This window comes from Enterocloster sp. 210928-DFI.2.20, from assembly GCF_020554465.1.
In the GTDB taxonomy this organism is placed as follows: domain Bacteria; phylum Bacillota; class Clostridia; order Lachnospirales; family Lachnospiraceae; genus Enterocloster; species Enterocloster bolteae.
Map to the genome: position 1 here is coordinate 56,343 of NZ_JAJCHK010000029.1, position 17,479 is coordinate 73,821.

16 protein-coding genes are annotated in these 17,479 nt (G+C 53.1%); 1 reads left to right on the forward strand and 15 read right to left on the reverse strand.

Annotated features, from left to right (window positions below; genetic code table 11):
* Positions 1-56: 56 nt before the first annotated feature.
* The 13 genes from LI015_RS21235 to LI015_RS21295 form a co-directional block, all read right to left on the reverse strand.
* Positions 57-1,010 (reverse strand): ABC transporter permease, encoded by a 954-nt coding sequence (locus LI015_RS21235; RefSeq protein WP_002574801.1) that lies wholly within the window; start codon positions 1,008-1,010, stop codon positions 57-59.
* Positions 1,007-2,107, reverse strand: a complete 1,101-nt coding sequence (locus LI015_RS21240) for an ABC transporter permease (protein ID WP_002573241.1) — start codon at positions 2,105-2,107, stop codon at positions 1,007-1,009. Before LI015_RS21240 ends, LI015_RS21235 begins: the two co-directional genes overlap by 4 nt.
* A complete protein-coding gene (locus tag LI015_RS21245) occupies positions 2,104-3,660 on the reverse strand; it encodes an ABC transporter ATP-binding protein (RefSeq protein ID WP_227126328.1) in 1,557 nt (518 codons plus the stop codon). The genes LI015_RS21240 and LI015_RS21245 overlap by 4 nt, the downstream gene beginning before the upstream one ends.
* A gap of 176 nt (positions 3,661-3,836) precedes the next feature.
* Entirely contained in the window at positions 3,837-5,039 is a 1,203-nt protein-coding gene (locus LI015_RS21250) for a BMP family lipoprotein (protein ID WP_003525562.1), read from the reverse strand.
* A 181-nt stretch (positions 5,040-5,220) separates the two neighbouring features.
* Positions 5,221-9,927, reverse strand: coding sequence for a PolC-type DNA polymerase III (locus LI015_RS21255; RefSeq protein WP_227126330.1), 4,707 nt, complete (start codon positions 9,925-9,927; stop codon positions 5,221-5,223).
* Between the two features lie 15 nt (positions 9,928-9,942).
* Positions 9,943-11,013: a flavodoxin-dependent (E)-4-hydroxy-3-methylbut-2-enyl-diphosphate synthase gene (gene ispG / locus LI015_RS21260; protein ID WP_227126332.1), complete on the reverse strand. Its 1,071-nt coding sequence runs from the start codon at positions 11,011-11,013 to the stop codon at positions 9,943-9,945.
* 35 nt (positions 11,014-11,048) lie between these two features.
* Positions 11,049-12,098 (reverse strand): RIP metalloprotease RseP, encoded by a 1,050-nt coding sequence (rseP, locus tag LI015_RS21265; protein ID WP_002564421.1) that lies wholly within the window; start codon positions 12,096-12,098, stop codon positions 11,049-11,051.
* A gap of 85 nt (positions 12,099-12,183) precedes the next feature.
* On the reverse strand, positions 12,184-13,332 hold the full coding sequence (dxr, locus tag LI015_RS21270; protein ID WP_002564422.1) for a 1-deoxy-D-xylulose-5-phosphate reductoisomerase: 1,149 nt from the start codon (positions 13,330-13,332) through the stop codon (positions 12,184-12,186).
* 46 nt (positions 13,333-13,378) lie between these two features.
* Positions 13,379-14,179, reverse strand: a complete 801-nt coding sequence (locus tag LI015_RS21275) for a phosphatidate cytidylyltransferase (RefSeq protein WP_002564423.1) — start codon at positions 14,177-14,179, stop codon at positions 13,379-13,381.
* Positions 14,180-14,200: 21 nt separating this feature from the next.
* Positions 14,201-14,920, reverse strand: coding sequence for an isoprenyl transferase (locus tag LI015_RS21280; RefSeq protein WP_038281676.1), 720 nt, complete (start codon positions 14,918-14,920; stop codon positions 14,201-14,203).
* Positions 14,921-15,050: 130 nt separating this feature from the next.
* Complete coding sequence (frr, locus tag LI015_RS21285) at positions 15,051-15,602, reverse strand: ribosome recycling factor (RefSeq protein WP_002564425.1); 552 nt, start codon at positions 15,600-15,602, stop codon at positions 15,051-15,053.
* 52 nt (positions 15,603-15,654) lie between these two features.
* Positions 15,655-16,356, reverse strand: a complete 702-nt coding sequence (gene pyrH, locus LI015_RS21290) for a UMP kinase (protein ID WP_002564426.1) — start codon at positions 16,354-16,356, stop codon at positions 15,655-15,657.
* A 138-nt stretch (positions 16,357-16,494) separates the two neighbouring features.
* Positions 16,495-16,662 (reverse strand): hypothetical protein, encoded by a 168-nt coding sequence (locus tag LI015_RS21295; protein ID WP_007038080.1) that lies wholly within the window; start codon positions 16,660-16,662, stop codon positions 16,495-16,497.
* 29 nt (positions 16,663-16,691) lie between these two features.
* On the opposite strand from LI015_RS21295, the gene LI015_RS28860 reads away from it, so the two are divergent.
* The gene (locus LI015_RS28860; RefSeq protein WP_235623414.1) at positions 16,692-16,838 is read left to right on the forward strand and encodes a hypothetical protein; all 147 of its coding nucleotides are present in this window, start codon (positions 16,692-16,694) and stop codon (positions 16,836-16,838) included.
* A gap of 4 nt (positions 16,839-16,842) precedes the next feature.
* On the opposite strand, the gene LI015_RS21305 is transcribed toward LI015_RS28860, so the two are convergent.
* Positions 16,843-17,208, reverse strand: coding sequence for a SpoVA/SpoVAEb family sporulation membrane protein (locus LI015_RS21305; protein ID WP_002564427.1), 366 nt, complete (start codon positions 17,206-17,208; stop codon positions 16,843-16,845).
* A 35-nt stretch (positions 17,209-17,243) separates the two neighbouring features.
* Positions 17,244-17,426 (reverse strand): hypothetical protein, encoded by a 183-nt coding sequence (locus tag LI015_RS21310; RefSeq protein ID WP_227126335.1) that lies wholly within the window; start codon positions 17,424-17,426, stop codon positions 17,244-17,246.
* Positions 17,427-17,479: the final 53 nt, after the last annotated feature.

Sequence of the window (17,479 nt, forward strand, 5' to 3'; positions counted from 1 at the left end):
GCCCTTAACCCTAAGGACTCTTTCATATACTACCATATTATTACATAAATATCAACCTATCTCTGTCCTTTGTCGTAGGGAACGCCGGAGGCCCTGGGCGCCTGGGAGTTCCTGGATGTAAATACAAGGACAATCAGGGTAGCCACATAGGGTATCATCTTATACACATAGCTGGGTATCCCTGTTGCCGCCAGGAACGGTATGCCGGAATAGGCTGCCGCCACCGCCTTCATGAGGCCAAAGAACAGGGAGGCCCACATGATTTTCACCGGCTTCCACTGTCCGAAGATAAGGACCGCCAGGGCCAGGAACCCGTATCCGGCCACGTCCGCGTTAAAGTTGGTGGATGTGGGCACCACGAACACCAGCCCCCCTAAACCGCCCAGGACTCCGGATATGAGGACGCCTGCGTACTGCATGCGGCAGACATTGATGCCCGCTGCGTCTGCTGCCTGGGGATGCTCGCCGCAGGAGCGCAGCCTCAGGCCGAACCTGGTCCGGTAAAGCACCAGGGTGGACAAAATCAGAATGGCGACGCCCAGATACGTGGTGATGTATGTGTTCTGGAATAACAAAGGCCCGAAAAACGGGATACTGCCCAGCAGGGGAACGGATTCAATCCGGAAGGTATTGTTAAACTGAATCTGCTGTACTCCCTGGATGACCCTGGCCACAAAGATGGCAAAGGCCGGGGCAAACATGTTAAGGGCGGTTCCGCTGATGGTCTGGTTTGCCTTCATGTTGATGGATGCATAGGCATGGAAAAAGGCAAAGACAGCTCCTGTGGCCGTGGAGATAAGGATGGCCAGAAGCAGCTGCATCTGTCCGCTCATCCTGCCTCCTGTCATGTTCAGGAACAGGATGCCTGTAAAGGCTCCCATGGTCATGATTCCCTCCAGGGCAATGTTGACCACGCCGCTCCGCTCGGAAAACATGCCTCCCAGTGCCACAATCATCAAAGGAATGGTAAAAAGCATGGTCTGCTGGAATATAAAATAAATCACACTCATGTCCGGCCGTCTCCTTTCTCCCGTTTACGGTTCATCCGGGTCAGGATGGTCTTCACTATCAGGGCAAAGGCGCTGAAATAAATAATGACCGCCACAATGATATCAATGATCTCCGTGGAGAATTCAAAGAGCTGCAGGTAAAATCCCCCGGCTGTCAGATACGCAATGAACAGCCCGGAAAACAGCACTCCGATGGGATGGCTCAGTCCCAGCAGCGCCACGGAGATACCGGTAAAGCCTTCCGACGCAAGCACATCCTTTATCTCTATGTGCTTGCCGGTGCCTGCCAGGTAGAGAAGTCCCCCTGCCATGCCTGCTATGGCCCCGGCTATGACCATGCTCATGATAATATTCCTTTTTTCATTGATGCCCGCGTACCTGCTGGCATCCCTGTTAAAGCCCACTGCCTTAAGCTCATAGCCAAAGGTGGTCTTATTGAGGATAACCCAGATAATCAGCACGGCGGCAATGGCCAGAAGGATACCGCCGCCCACGCTGGACTCCGGAAACAGCTTATCCATTCCCATCTTGGGAATCTGGGCCGTGGCAGCCACATTTCTGGATTCATTGCGCAGGTTGTTAAAGAGAGGCTTATAGCTCTTTACAATCCAGTTCACCATATACATGCCGATATAGTTCATCATAATGGAGGCAATAACCTCATTTACATTAAAGCAGGCTTTCAGAAATCCCGGGACCATTCCCCACAGAGCCCCGCCCAGTATTGCTGCCAGCAGGGCCACGGCCCACTGTATCCTCCCCAGCCCCGTCCACATGATACCCACATAGACTGCCGCGAAGGCGCCCACAATAAACTGCCCCGGCGTACCGATATTGAACAGGCCTGTCTTAAAGGCAAAGCCAACGGAAAGACCGGTCAGTATGATGGGGGTTGCATAGTAAAACACCTGTCCCACGCCCTTCAGACCGTGGGTAAAGGCTCCTGTCAGGATGGTCACAAATCCCGGCAGTGCCTGGGACGGATTGCATATAAGGAGTATGACAAATCCTACCAGCAGTCCGATAACAATGGCAAAGACCGATGAAAGCACGCCTACATAATCCCGTTTTCTCCCTGTCCTGTTGTTTGTGCTCACGCCCTCTCACCTGCCTTTCCTTCTGGCTCCTGGCGTTTGGAACCTGCCATGTAAAGGCCCAGCTCCTGTACCGTCACTTCCCGGGGATTCAGGTCAGCCACAATGGTTCCCTCAAACATGACCAGAATCCGGTCGCTGAGGTTCATGACCTCGTCCAGTTCCAGGGATATGAGCAGAATGGCCGTACCTGCGTCCCTCTGCTTTACCAGCTCCCTGTGGATGTACTCGATGGCGCCCACATCCAGCCCTCTGGTAGGCTGGACCGCCAGCAGGATGTCGTGGTCCCTGGATATCTCCCTTGCCACGATTGCCTTCTGCTGGTTGCCTCCGGACATGCTGCGGGTGATTGTGTCCGCTCCCTCGCCGCTTCGTATGTCAAAATCCTCAATCAGCTTGCTGGCATAGTTATAAATCTCCTCATCCTTAAGGAACCCCCAGCGCTGGAACCCAGGTTCAAAATACTGCTGCAGCACCAGGTTATAGGCCAGATTATAATCCAGCACCAGGCCATGCTTGTGACGGTCCTCCGGTATATGGCTGAGTCCGCCTGTATTGCGGGCGCGTATGCTCTTTTTCGTCACATCCTGGCCGTTTATGAGGATTCTTCCTCCGGCGGTTTCCCCCAGACCGGTAACGGCGTGTACCAGCTCTGTCTGCCCGTTGCCGTCAATTCCGGCAATACAGACAATCTCACCGCTCCTTACCTGAAAGCTCACGTCATTTACCACCAGCTTGGTATGGCCTTCCATATGGGATTTCACGGAAACATGCTCTGCCTCCAGCACGGTCCTGCCCGGCGCTGCCGGAGTCTTTTCAACAGACAGACTCACCTTGCGGCCCACCATCATCTCCGACATCTCTTCCTTGGTGATGGAAGCCACGTCCACGGTGCCTATGTATTTTCCCCGCCGCAGTACAGAACACCTGTCCGCCACTGCCTTGATTTCATCCAGCTTATGGGTGATGAAAAGAATGGACTTGCCTTCCGCCACCAGGCTTCTCATGATTTCCATGAGCTCGTCGATCTCCTGGGGCGTCAGAACCGCTGTGGGCTCGTCAAATATCATGATTTCATTGTCCCGGTAGAGCATCTTAAGTATCTCCACCCGCTGCTGCATCCCTACTGTTATATCCTGAATCAGCGCGTCCGGGTCAATGTAGAGGCCGTAGCGCTCGCTGAGCTCCACCACCTTCTTCCTGGCGTTGTCCATCTTAAGAAAGCCGTGACTGACTGTCTCCATTCCCAGCACAATGTTCTGGAGCACGGTAAAATTGTGTACCAGCTTGAAGTGCTGGTGCACCATACCGATTCCAAGGGCATTGGCGTCCAAAGGCCCCTTTATCTTCACTTCCTGGCCTCTGACCTTTATGATTCCCTTCTCCGGCTGGTAAAGGCCGAACAGAACGCTCATCAGCGTGGATTTCCCGGCGCCGTTCTCACCTAACAGCGCATGGATTTCCCCCTTTCTCAGCTGAAGGGTGATGTTGTCGTTGGCAATGATACCGGGAAATTCTTTTGTAATGCCTAACATCTCAATAATGTAATCATCCATACGGTTCCCCCTCATATAAAACCGTCCAGACAGCATGTTCCGGCCGCCCCACCGCCCGGCGGGATGAGGTGTTCCGGTATAACAGCAGGGTGCCGGACATGCCGGCACCCTCTGTGTCATGACTATCTGCCGCAGGTCATTTCAGGCCCTTGTACAGCCCGTATTGCTGCCAGTCCCTACTCCACAAAGGTAACCTTTGTATTGGTCAAATCGGTCAAATCCTTCGTTGGGTCATTATTATCCGCTGAGAACTGAACCAGCCCAATCTCGCCGTCAGCCAGTTTCTTGTAAACGGCATCGTACTGCTCCTGGGAGAACTTCTCAAACTTGGAGGTATCCATGGGAAGTCCCACGCCGTTGTTGGCAACGGTAAACACGGAGGTCTTGCCTCCAGGGAAGCTGCCGTCATAGAAATCCTTTACCCCGTCGTACACGGAGTTGGAAAGAAGCTTCATGGCAGACGTAATCACGGTCTCGGATTCAGCACTCTGGTCCACGTCCACGCCGATTACCTTTGCATTCTTTTCCTGGGCGGCCGCCATCACGGAATTACCTACTGCTCCGCCGCATCCGAAGATTACCTCTGTGCCGTTCTGATACCAGGAAGCAGCCATGGACTGCGCCTCAGGCGTGGCTGAAAATGCACCTGTGTAATTATACATGATTTCCAGGCCTGTGATCCCGTCCTCCTCGGCCGCAAACTCAGCGCCCTGGACAAAACCATATCCAAAACGGATAACGGCCGGCACTGCCATGCCTCCCATAAATCCAAGCTTCGTATAGCCGTCCTTTACAACCGCATAACCGGCCAGGAAACCTGCCTGGTCCTCCTGGAACAGAATGGGCATTACATTATCATTTGTCTTATAATTGTAGTCCGCATCATGGGGCTCCCCGTCCAGCAGGATAAAGTGCACATCCGGATACTTGTCCTGGGCCAGGTAGATGGGCTCCTCAAACAGGAATCCCGGACATACCACCAGCTTAGCGCCGCCCTCAATGGCCAGGCCGATGGTTTCCAAATAGGAATCCGTCGTGCCTTCCTGGGGCTGGTAATATTTATAGGAGATGCTGTTCTCCTCCGCGTACTTCTTAAGTCCTTCCCATGCGCCCTGGTTAAAGGACTTATCGTCTATGGTCCCCAGGTCGGTGACCAGGGCAAGCTCATAGCCTTCGGCTCCTCCCTTGGATGAGGATGTGTTTGCGGCATCCCCTTCCCCTGCCTTGGACTCTTCCTTTGCTTCTGATTTGCTCTCTGAAGCCGGAGCTTCTGTTTCCGCCGGAGCTGCCTTGGTGTCTGTTCCTGATGAGCCTGAGCAGGCTGTCAGGGAACCGGCCATGACCGCTGCCATGGCAAGTGCCAGTATCCTTTTTTTCATAAGCTTGATTCCTCCTCTTCAAATATGGTTGCGTAGCGTCTCAGTACAACTCTAACTTATCATAAATTACAAATTATTACAACCATTTAACCATATTTTTGTCATATCCGCCAAAACATAAAGGGAGGGGCGGCATGCCTGAGCATTAACCGCCTCTCCCGGATTCCTACATAAAAGCTGTTTATAAATCAAACAAGGATAACTGATTGGATTTTGGAAGGTCCTTAAGCAGCCCCAGATCCGACATAAGGGAACAAAGGGTGCCGTTTACCTTGGAACGGTTGCTGAAATCCTCGATGGACAGGAAAGCTCCGTCTTTGACCGCATCCACCACTGCATCAGCAGCCTTCTCGCCCAGGCCGTCGATGCTGCTGAGGGAAGGCATCAGCTTGCCGTCTATGATTTGGAAGTGCCGCGCCTTGGCCCGGTAGATATCAATGGGCGTAAAATCAAAGCCTCTTGCATACATTTCCTGGACAATCCTCATGTCCCTCAGGGTATCCTGTTCCTTCTTGGACAGGGTGTCCGCCCTTTTCTTATAATCCGCCAGATAGTATTCCAACTTATCCCTTCCCTGGCACATGATTTCATAGGAAAACGCGCTGGCCCGGATGCTGAAGAACGCGGCGTAATAGGCCAGGGGATAAAATATCTTACAGTAGGCAATACGCCATGCCATCATAACGTAGGCAGCCGCATGGGCCTTGGGGAACATGTACTTGATTTTCTTACAGGACCAGATATACCATTCCGGAACGCCGTGGGCTTTCATCTCCTCCTCCCACTCCGGCTTTAATCCCTTTCCCTTTCGCACGCTCTCCATAATGGTAAAGGAAAGTCCCTGCTCCAAACCCTGGGCAATCAGGTAAACCATGATGTCGTCTCGGGTACAGATGGCGGTCTGAATGGTGGCCTTCCCCTCCTGAATCAGGGTCTGGGCATTGCCCAGCCACACATCCGTACCATGGGCCAGACCGGCGATACGCACCAGGTCGGAGAAATACTTGGGCTTAGTGTCAAGAAGCATCTGCATGGCAAAGTCCGTACCGAACTCAGGCACGCCCAGGGCCCCCAGGGGACAGCCGCCGATATCGTCCGGCATGATTCCCAGAGCGGACGTGTCCTGGAACAGGCTCATGACCTCCCGGCTGTCCAGGGGAATGTCCTTTACAGGGTCAATACCGATCAGATCCTGAAGCATACGTATCATGGTGGGATCATCGTGTCCCAGTATATCCAGCTTCAGCAGGTTGTGGTCAATGGAATGGTAGTCAAAATGGGTGGTGACCGTGGAGGTGGTCATATCGTTGGCAGGGTGCTGCACCGGGGTAAAGGAATAGATTTCCTCGCCCAGCGGAAGCACGATAATGCCTCCGGGGTGCTGTCCCGTTGTCCTTCTCACTCCCACGCAGCCCTGCACAATGCGGTTAATCTCGCAGTTTCTTTTCCTGGTTCCCCTTTCCTCATAATATTTCTTTACATATCCGAAGGCCGTCTTGTCCGCCAGGGTGCCTATGGTTCCCGCGCGGAAGGTCTGACCCTTTCCAAAGATAACCTCCGTATAATCATGGGCCTTGCTCTGGTATTCACCGGAGAAGTTAAGGTCGATATCCGGCTCCTTGTCTCCCTTAAATCCCAGGAAGGTCTCAAAGGGGATGTCAAACCCGTCCTTTTCCAGCGGTGTGCCGCACACAGGGCATTCCTTGTCCGGCATATCGCATCCGGCCATGCCGGAGAACTGCTTCACTTCTTCGGAATCAAAGTCATAGTAACGGCACTTGGGGCAATGGTAATGGGGGCTCAGAGGGTTTACCTCGGTGATTCCGGACATGGTAGCCACAAAGGAGGAACCCACGGAACCACGGGAACCCACCAGGTATCCGTCCTCATTGGACTTCCACACCAGCTTCTGGGCAATGATGTACATAACCGCGAATCCGTTGGTGATAATGGAATGAAGCTCCCGCTCCAGGCGGTCCACTACGATTTTAGGCAGGTCCTCCCCGTACATCTCATGAGCCCTGTCATAACAGATCTTGGTCAGCGTCTTATCGGAATCCTCGATGACAGGAGGACACTTGTCCGGCCGCACCGGGGCAATCTTCTCACACATATCGGCAATCTTCCTGGTGTTGGTGATCACCACCTCATGGGCCTTATCCGGTCCCAGGTAGGAAAATTCCTCCAGCATCTCCTCTGTTGTCCTGAGATACAGGGGCGCCTGATCGTCCGAATCCTTAAATCCCTGGCCAGCCATGATGATTCTGCGGTATACCTCGTCCTGGGGATCCAGGAAGTGGACATCGCAGGTAGCGCAGACCAGCTTGTTAAACTGCATTCCCAGTTCCACTATCTTTTTATTTATCTCGATTAAATCCTCCTGGGACTTAACCGTGCTCTTCTCGTCCCGGAGCATGAACGCATTATTTCCCAGAGGCTGGATTTCCAGGTAATCATAGAAACTCACAAGCCGGGCAATCTCTGTATCCGGAGCGCCGCGAAGCAGGGCCTGGTATAATTCTCCGGCCTCGCAGGCCGATCCAATAATCAGTCCCTCCCGGTATTTCTCCAGCAGGCTCTTGGGTATCCTGGGCCTTCTGGCATAGTACTCCAGGTGGGACCAGCTCACCAGCCGGTACATATTCACACGCCCGATATCGTTCTTGGCCAGTATGATTACATGGTGGGTGGGGAGCTTGCGTATGGTATCCGTGTCCATGGTGCTGAGGGCATTGAGCTGGTTTAAATCATTTACATCCCGGTCCCGCAGCATCTTTACAAAGGCAGCGAATATCTCCGCCGTGGCTCCCGCGTCGTCCACCGCCCTGTGGTGGTTCTGGAGCGAAATATTAAGGGCTTTGGCAACGGTGTCCAGCTTAAACCGGTTAAGATTAGGCAGAAGAAGCCTGGCAATGGCAACCGTGTCCAGCACCGTGGGATCAAAGGGCAGTTCCAGTTTCTCTGCGAAATGGCCTATAAATCCCACATCGAAGCTTGCATTGTGGGCTACAAGGACCGCATCCCCCACAAACTCCAGAAATTGCGGCAGAATCACGTCGATTTTTGGGTATGGAAGCACCATGGAATCGTTGATGCCTGTCAGCTTCTCTATGTCAAAGGGAATGGGCACGTCCGGATTCACAAAGGTGGAGAATTTGTCCGTAATCCTGCCGTCTACCACCTTCACGGCGCCAATCTCAATAATTTTGTTCTTTTTAGGGCTGAAGCCTGTTGTCTCGATATCGAACACAACAAAGGTGTCCCCAAAATCCTGTCCCCTGGAATTCTCTACCAGCTGTTTGGTATCGTCCACCAGGTATCCCTCCACCCCGTAGAGGATTTTAAAGGTATCCCCCTTGTCCAGGGCGTGGTTGGCATCCGGGAAGGCCTGGACGCAGCCATGGTCCGTAACAGCCACAGCGGGCATGCCCCACTGCTTGGCCCTCTTGATGATGCTTTTTACCTCGGATACGCCGTCCATATCGCTCATCTTTGTATGGCAGTGCAGCTCCACGCGCTTTTCCAGGCTGGAGTCCATGCGCTTGCTGGTAAAATCATCCGCCTTCTTGATTCCCACGATGGAGCCAAGGGTCAGCTCGCCGTCAAACTTGTCAATGGTGGTGACTCCCTTTACCTTGATAAACATGCCCGGATTGATGGCGGATTTCACCTCATCAAATATCTCCGAACGGATAAACATTTTAACCGTAATGGTATCCGTAAAATCCGATACATCAAAGGTGAGGATGAACTTGCCGCTTCGCAGCTCCCGGTTCTCGCAGGTCAGCACCTTGCCTCTTAAGGTCACCTCTCCGATTTCCCCGTCGATCTTCTCAATCTCCATGGGCTCGTCCTCAAAGTCACGTCCGTAGAGCACATCCGGGTTGTTGGAACGCTTGACAGAGTACTTCTTGTCGTCGCCGAAACCGCTGTCCTTATCCCGTCCCCAGCCCTTGCGCCCCTTGTTGAGCTGGGGCTTATCTCCCTTAAAGCCCTGCTTCTGGCCGCCGCCCTGGCCTGACTGGGCTGATTGTCCCTGCCCAGACTGTCCTGATCTGGCCGGGCTTCCCTGGCTTTGGGACGAACCAGGCGCCCCTGACCGGCCCCCGTTATCTCCAGGCGCACTCCCGTCTCCCACATCCCCGGAAGCAGCCTGGGCCATAAGTGCATCCCAGGGAGCGCCCTCCGGCCCCTGGCCTGCGTCCAAATAGGAATCCTGGCCTGACCTGCCGCCATTTCCGGACAGCAGCTCCTGACCCTCCAGCCCCTGGGTGGAGAAAGAGGCGCCCATTGCTTCCAGCTCCTCCCTGTGGTTCTGCCAGTATATGGCCTGGGCCTCCCGCTCCATTTTAAGCTCAATCTGTTTTCTGCGGTCGCTGCCCTGTGGCTCCACAAAGGCAAAGCGCACCTCCACAGGCAGGCCGCACCGCTCCGCAAAGACCTTCTCTATGACGCGCTTTAACTCGGCTGTCCTGTCCCGGTTCACCATGGTGTCCTCCACGGTCAAGACCATGATATCCTCCTTCTCAAAGGTAATCCCGGCCTTGCGGAACATGGTGTACTCGATGATGCTGTAGTTTTTAAGCTCCAGAAGAAGACTGTCCTTATATACATCCAAAAGCTTTTTGGGCGTATACTGGTCCGACAGCCTGTATTTTTCCTGAATCTTGATGGCCACCTGCTTATCCGGGAACAGCTGGTCCCGGATGCCTCGCTCCAGGTCGTATATATTCTGTTTATGTATCAGCCTTGCGCTCTTCAGATAAATGCGGATAGAGCTTCTATCCCTGGTGGTGGTCACCTTCTCCACCTGGGCCAGGCCTAAAAGCTCCTTCAGGGATTCCGCTATATTGAGGGTTGGAAATACTTCCAGAAAATTCTTTGCCATATATCCGTCTTCCTTCTATGCCCGGTGTTCCCGGCTCATGGCCAGCAGTTCTTCCCGCAGTACTGCCAGAAGCTCAGACTCAGGCACCTTGCGGATGATTTCGCCCCTTCGTATCAGCAGGCCTTCTCCCACGCCGCCTGCGATGCCGATGTCTGCCTCCCTGGCCTCTCCGGGACCGTTTACAACACATCCCATCACAGCCACCTTCACATCCAGGTCATCAAACTCCGTCACCATGTTCTCCACCTGGTTTGCCAGGCCAATCAAATCAATCCGCGTGCGCCCGCAGGTGGGACAGGACACCACCTCAATACCGCCCTTTCTCAGTCCCAGGGTCCGCAGAATCAGCTTGGCGCTCTTTATCTCCTCCACCGGATCTCCGGTCAGGGACACACGGATGGTATCCCCGATGCCCTCATGAAGGATGATACCCAGTCCCACCGAGGACTTGATGTTGCCGGACATCAGGGTGCCGGACTCCGTGATTCCCACATGGAGAGGGTAATGGGTCCGCATGGCAATCAGCTCATGGGCCTTTACGCACATGAGCACATCCGAGGACTTGATACTGATGACCAGATTGTCATAGCCCATATCCTCGATGAGCTTCACCTTATCCAGGGCGCTCTCCACAATTCCTTCCGCTGTGACTCCCCCGTATTTTTCCAGCAGCGGTTTCTCCAGGGAACCGCTGTTGACGCCCACGCGGATGGGCACCCCGTATTCCCTGGCCCGGTCCACCACTGCCTGCACCTTATGGCGGTCGCCGATGTTGCCGGGATTGATGCGGATTTTATCCGCCCCGTTCTCCATGGCGGCAATGGCCAGATGGTAATCAAAGTGGATGTCCGCCACCAGCGGAATATGAATCTCCTTCTTGATGTCACCCAGCGCCGAGGCGGCTTCCATGGTAGGCACGGCCACGCGGATAATGTCGCAGCCGGCCTGCTCCAGCCTTTGGATCTGCTCCACCGTGGCGTGCACATCCTCGGTTTTGGTATTGCACATGGACTGAATCAGGACAGGGTTTCCCCCGCCGATGACCCGGTCCCCAATCTGAATCACTTTTGTATCTTTCCTGGTCATATATACCTCTCTTTTCTGAATATAGGACAAAGCCGTTAAAATAATTTCCGGACATCGTTAAACAGGATAAGCACCATAAGGGCCAGAAGAACCATCATTCCCGCCATGTGGACCATGCCTTCCTTTTCCTTGTCAATGGGCTTTCCCCTTACAGCCTCTATGATGAGGAACACAAGGCGCCCTCCGTCCAGAGCCGGAATGGGCAGTAGGTTCATGACGCCCAGGTTGGCGCTTAAGAGTATGGTAAAATTAATCAGCATGAGCACCACAGCCGACAGGCCATAGGGCGCGGTTTCATCCACCGTGGTGTCAATGGCGTTCACAATCCCCACAGGACCGCTGATATCGTTGACCGAAACCATGCCGTGGAACATCATATAAAAGGTGTCAAACACATAGTGAATCCAGTACTGTACCTCATAGGCGCTGTGTACCAGAAGCTGCCCTATGTTCTCTACCGTGCTGGGGACCGGGTTAAACTGGACCCCCATCATATACTGGTTGTTCTCCGCGGAAAAGACAGGCTCCAGCTCCGTGCTGAAGCGCTCGGTCCCTCCCCCTTCCTCCGTCCTCTCCCAGGTAACCTTAAGAGATTTCTGCGGGTGGGTGAACAGGTACCAGTTAATATCCCTGTAAGAATGGACCTTTCTGCCGTTAATGGATTTAATCACATCGCCGGCCTCCATGCCGGCTGCCTGGGCCGGATACCCGTCCACAACCCCGGCCAGCCGGGTGGTGTCATACCCCGTAATACCGATGAGCACCATGGAAAGGCCGAAGGCCAGGATAAAATTAAACACAGGTCCGGCTGCCACCACGGAAATCCTGGCCCATACGGACTTGTTGTTAAACGCGCTTTCGTCTGTTATCCCCTCGTCTTCCCCCAGCATCATGCAGGAGCCGCCAAACGGCAGTATCTTAAAGGAATACCGGGTGCCGCCTTTCTCAAAGCTGAACAGCCTTGGCCCCATGCCAAGGGAAAATTCAATCACACCTATCCCATTTAACTTTGCAAACAAAAAATGGCCGAATTCGTGAATCATGATAATGATTCCCAGCATCAGCATCGCAATAATCAAGCTCATCCGGCTCTCACCTGTCCATCCGGCGCTCCGCCGCCCTTTTTACGCGCGGCGTGCGCCTCCTTTCTGTCTTAATTCCATTTCTGTCTTAATTCCATTTTGATGATAGATAATCGTAAGTTTCCTGTTCTGCCTCCAGAATCTGCGCCACGTCAGGGGAGGGCTTTACACAGTGATGCTCCATGGCCCCCTCTATCATATCCACGATGGCCAGGTAATTGATTTTCCGCTCAAGGAACATGGCGACTGCCATCTCATTGGCCGCGTTGAACACAGTTGGCAGGGTACCGCCCCTGCGCCCCGCCTCGTAGGCCAGCTTAAGGCCCCTGAACGTCTCCATATCCGGCACCTCAAAGGAAATCTTTGTAAGCTTTTCAAAGTCCAGCCGGTCCCCCGGAAGGAAACGGCGCTCCGGATAATAGAGCGCATACTGAATCGGCAGCTTCATATCGGGCGTACCTAACTGGGCTATGACAGCCCCATCCTCAAATTCAACCATGGAGTGGATGATGCTGGCCGGCTGTACCACCACCTGCACCTGGTCCATCTCCGCCCCGAACAGCCAGCGGGCTTCCATGACCTCCAACCCCTTGTTGACCATGGTGGAGGAATCTATGGTGATTTTATGCCCCATGGACCAGTTGGGATGCTTTAACGCGTCCTCCAGCCGGACCTTTTCCAGCTGCTCCCTGGTAAATCCCCGGAACGGACCGCCTGAGGCAGTGAGCAGTATTTTGTGAAGGGGATTGCCGGCTGCTCCCTGTAAGCACTGGAATATAGCAGAGTGCTCCGAATCTACCGGCAGCAGCTTCACGCCCTTTTCCCTGGCAAGAGGCATGATGATATGGCCGGCCGTTACCAGGGTTTCCTTGTTGGCCAGGGCAATGTCCTTTCCTGCTTCCATGGCGGCAATGGTGGGACGAATTCCAATCATCCCCACCACGGCCGTCACCACCAGGTCTGCCTCCGGCGTCACGGCTGCCTCCATCAGTCCCTCCATGCCGCTTGCCACCTTCACATCCATATCAGCTACCGCGGCCCGCAGTTCCTTTGCCTTCTCTTCATCCCAGAGACAGGCCAGCCTAGGCTTAAACTCTCGGATTTGTTCCTCCAAAAGCTTTACATTGCTGCCGGCGGCAAGGGCCGTCACCTGGATGTCCTTATTGTATCTCACCACTTCCAATGTCTGGGTGCCGATAGAGCCTGTGGAACCCAGAATTGCAATCTTCTTCATCATAACTTATATTCTCCCTATCCTGAAGAAATACTCAAAAAGCCCATCCTTATTTTAAAAATGTGAGGGCAAAATAAATAGCGGGGGCCGTGAATATCATACTGTCAAACCGGTCCAGGATACCTCCGTGGCCCGGAATCAGATGGCCGTAATCCTTTATGTTGTGGTTTCTCTTAATAGCGGAAGCCGCCAAATCCCCTATCTGGGAAATAACCGCCGCAATGGCGCAGGCAATGGTACAGGCCGCCTGGGGATTATCAAGCTCCGCCATGCTGGCTCCGAAAAGGGATGCATAGATAAAGCCCAGAAGGGCCGCGCCGGCCACGCCTCCCACAGCCCCCTCAATGGATTTCTTGGGGCTCAGGACAGGGGCCAGCTTATGCCTGCCCAAAAGCATGCCTGTACAGTAGGCAAAGGTATCGCAGCCCCAGGAGCTTAAAAATATAAGCCACACCAGGTATGCACCATCGCTCATGTCCCTTGTCTGATACAGAAATGACAGCATGATGGGCACATAGCATACGCCAAAGAACGCGCCCGTCACCTCCTCTGTCTTATACTCAGGGAAGGTAAGCACATAAAGGGCCATCATCGCCATCAGGCAGGCGATAATCATAAGCGTCACATAGCGCTGTCCCTCGAACCACAAAAGTCCATAATAGGAGCAGGCCGTCACATAGCCCACAACAGCCAGGGAACGCCGCTGCATTCCCAGAGCCCTGTAAAGCTCAAATAAACCGATGATGGATATAAGGGCCGTAACGGCATATAGCAGGATTCCTCCCTGCCCAACAATGACAATGGACAGAAGCACCAGTATGATACCGCTGATTAACCGGGTCGTAAACATGGCCTTCTCCTTTCCCTCTCCTTACTTTACAGCGCCGAACCGCCGCTCTCTCTTATTATACTGCACAATGGCTTTTTCTAATTCCTCCTGATTGAAATCCGGCCAGAGACAATCCGTCACCACGATTTCCGTGTAGGCCAGCTGCCACAGCAGGTAATTGGACAGCCGCAGCTCCCCGCTTGTGCGGATTAAAAGGTCCGGGTCCGGCATTCCCGCCGTATCCAGATATGATGCAAACAGCGCCTCATCCACCTGGTCCGGATCCGCCTTTCCAAGGGCGCAGTCTCTTGCCAGCCCGGCCGCCGCCCGGCGGATCTCGTCCCTGCCTCCGTAATTTACCGCTATGACGAAGGTCAGACCTGTGTTATCCTGTGTCTCGGACTCCAGACGGTTTATGCCGTCTATGATATCCCTGTCAAAGCGGCTTCTGTCGCCAATCATCTTTACCCGTACATTATTGGCAGATGCTATCTTTAAAAGCCGCACCATATAGTAGCGGAACAGCTGCATAAGCGCCCCTACTTCCTCCGCGGAACGTTTCCAGTTCTCGGTGGAGAACCCATAGACAGTCAGATACCTGATTCCCATTCTGGCTGCAATCTCAACGGTTTTCTCCACGGTGACACATCCTTCCTTGTGCCCCAGGGTGCGGGGAAGCCCCCGTTTTTTGGCCCAGCGGCCATTTCCGTCCAGTATCAGGGCCACATGCTCCGGTATGATCATATCCTTATTTAATGCCATTCTTTCTCTGCCTTTCTTGTCTAAAAGTAACTTGCCCAAATAATATCCTTATCATGTTATATCTTTCCGGTATCAAAAACAAATTAAGAGGCAGGAGTCCCTCCTGCCTCCCATATTCATTTATCACAGATTACACGGTCATGATTTCCTTGGTCTTTTCTTCCACTGCCTTGTCAACCTTTTCCACCATCTTATCCGTAAGCTTCTGCATCTTCTCGGTCATCTCGGTCAGATCATCCTCAGAAATATCCCCTGCCTTCTCTGCCTTCTTAAAGGCCTCGTTGGCGTCACGGCGGATATTGCGCAGGGCTACCTTTGCATTGTCGCCCTTTTTCTTTACATCCTTGGAAACTTCCTTTCTGCGCTCCTCTGTCATCTCCGGGAACACCAGACGGATACAGTTTCCGTCATTAGTTGGGTTGATGCCCAGTTCAGATGTGAGGATGGCTTTCTCAATTGGCTTAAGAAGGCTCTTCTCCCATGGCTGAATCACAATCATGCGGGCTTCCGGAACAGAAACATTGCCAACCTGCTGGAGGGGTGTGGGGGTGCCGTAATAGTCCACCTTAATCTTGTCCAGCACATGGGGATTGGCACGTCCTGCGCGAATGGTGCCGTAATCAGACAGCAATACATCCAGTGTCTTATTCATCTTGTCCTCATAAACTTTTAATTCTTCCATAAGTTCCTCCTGTTAATGCAGCCTTCCCTGCTGCTTAATAATGTTCGTTTTATTATGCAGTAACGATGGTTCCGTTAATCCGGCCCTGCATGGCGTTTGCAATTCCGTCCTTTTCATTGAGGCTGAACACTGCCATGGGCATCTTATGCTCCATACACATAATAGACGCAGTCAAATCCACCACAGCCAGCTGCCTGTCAATGACTTCCTGTATGGAAATGGTGTCGTACTTCTTTGCCTCCGGGTTCAGCTTCGGATCGCTGTCATACACTCCGTCAATGGCCTTGGCCAACAGGATACAGTCTGCTTCCATCTCAATGGCCCTGAGGGCAATTCCCGTATCTGTGGAGAAATAGGGATGTCCTGTCCCGCCTGCAAAGAATACCACCATACCCTTTTCAAAATACTTATTCGCCCTGTCCTTGGAAAACAGTTTGGTCATGGAACCGCACTCAAAGGGCGTAAGAATCTGTGTCATCATGCCTGCATTCCTGAAAATCTCAGAAACATAAATGCAGTTCATAACAGTGGCCAGCATACCAATCTGGTCCGCCTTTGTCCTGTCAATGGCCTCACTGGTACGGCCTCTCCAGAAATTACCCCCGCCAATGACGATTCCAACCTGTATACCGGCATCTACAGAGAGCTTTACCTGCCTGGCCACTTCCTTCACCGTGTCCTCGTCAAACCCGGTCTTTTTAGGGCCTGCAAGGGCCTCTCCGCTTAACTTTAAGAATACGCGTTTCATCTTCATAAAGATTTTATCTCCTTGTTGCGATATCTGTGGCTATTATAGCATAGTTAGGTCAATTTGCAAAGAAAAAGAAATTATTTATCATTTTTTCCATTTCGTCTAACATTTCATGGTTCTGCCCTTTCTTTTTCCGTTTTTTTACCGCAGGTCACCTGCCCTGTCCTTAAAAAACTCCGCCTTTCTGTTCTCTGCCCGGTTCTCAATATCGCTGATCCCTTCCAGGGATGTCCTGTATTTGGACGGTGTGGTGTGGTAAACCTGCTTGAAGCTGCTAATGAAGGACCGGCAATACAGTGGCAATGCCATGGGCCGGACGCGTGAAAGCCATCCTGCAGATGGGCTATGCAGGTGAAGGCGCCGGAAAGGCGCTGGCGGATCTGCTGTTCGGAACCGCCTGCCCCGGCGGGAAGCTGGCCGCCACACATCAAAGGCTGCCGCTTTCAATTTCTGATAGCGGCAGCCTCATTGTTTTCCCCCGATAATATGCTATTTCCCCCTGGTCCCGGGAAACAGGAATCCCAGTACGGCCGCCATGGCCATGGTACACACGATAAGCCCGGAAAACCTGAGAAAATAAAAGTTCGTCAGACGTATAATCCCCGACAGGCCATGGTCCCTGACGCTCCCCATGACTCCGTCAAAAATGGAGGCCCCGGCCCCGTAAATCGTAACGGTAAACCCTTCCTGCCCGAATCCGATAACAGGCCCCAGTATCCCGGCCACATCCAGAGCAACCCCTGCTGCAATACAGACCATCAGGGTTTTCACCACGCCCAGCCCTGTTTTTGCCCACAATACTTCACCAAACATGCAGAACACTCCGCCTGCAATAAAAATCTTAACCAGCTCCATAATTAATTCCCCCATTTTCCAAATGGTAAGGCCGGCTAAATCCGGCCAGCCGCATACATCACAACAACGGACACAACAGCCGCCAGGTATCCTGCAAACAATATGAACAGCCCGTCCTTCACACCCCGCCACAACGCCCGGCCCGCTCCCATGCCCTCTTTCCTAGCTCCGTGAACCGCGTCAGTGATGGCGGACGAGAAGCCTCCCATGGTAATCAATAATCTCTCGGAATCTCTAAGCCAGTAAATATAAGGCTTTCAGATTCCTTTTT

Bases quoted from the DNA above. Each gene is read 5' to 3' on its own strand.
- LI015_RS21280 (WP_038281676.1), bottom strand. From the start codon at position 14,920: ATGGCATTAAATAAGGATATGATCATACCGGAGCATGTGGCCCTGATA.
- LI015_RS21255 (WP_227126330.1), bottom strand. From the start codon at position 9,927: ATGGCAAAGAATTTTCTGGAAGTATTTCCAACCCTCAATATAGCGGAA.
- ispG (WP_227126332.1), bottom strand. From the start codon at position 11,013: ATGACCAGGAAAGATACAAAAGTGATTCAGATTGGGGACCGGGTCATC.
- LI015_RS21245 (WP_227126328.1), bottom strand. From the start codon at position 3,660: ATGGATGATTACATTATTGAGATGTTAGGCATTACAAAAGAATTTCCC.
- LI015_RS28860 (WP_235623414.1), top strand. From the start codon at position 16,692: ATGGGCTATGCAGGTGAAGGCGCCGGAAAGGCGCTGGCGGATCTGCTG.
- pyrH (WP_002564426.1), bottom strand. From the start codon at position 16,356: ATGAAGATGAAACGCGTATTCTTAAAGTTAAGCGGAGAGGCCCTTGCA.
- LI015_RS21295 (WP_007038080.1), bottom strand. From the start codon at position 16,662: ATGGCATTGCCACTGTATTGCCGGTCCTTCATTAGCAGCTTCAAGCAG.
- frr (WP_002564425.1), bottom strand. From the start codon at position 15,602: ATGGAAGAATTAAAAGTTTATGAGGACAAGATGAATAAGACACTGGAT.
- LI015_RS21250 (WP_003525562.1), bottom strand. From the start codon at position 5,039: ATGAAAAAAAGGATACTGGCACTTGCCATGGCAGCGGTCATGGCCGGT.
- LI015_RS21235 (WP_002574801.1), bottom strand. From the start codon at position 1,010: ATGAGTGTGATTTATTTTATATTCCAGCAGACCATGCTTTTTACCATT.
- rseP (WP_002564421.1), bottom strand. From the start codon at position 12,098: ATGAGCTTGATTATTGCGATGCTGATGCTGGGAATCATTATCATGATT.
- dxr (WP_002564422.1), bottom strand. From the start codon at position 13,332: ATGATGAAGAAGATTGCAATTCTGGGTTCCACAGGCTCTATCGGCACC.
- LI015_RS21275 (WP_002564423.1), bottom strand. From the start codon at position 14,179: ATGTTTACGACCCGGTTAATCAGCGGTATCATACTGGTGCTTCTGTCC.
- LI015_RS21305 (WP_002564427.1), bottom strand. From the start codon at position 17,208: ATGGAGCTGGTTAAGATTTTTATTGCAGGCGGAGTGTTCTGCATGTTT.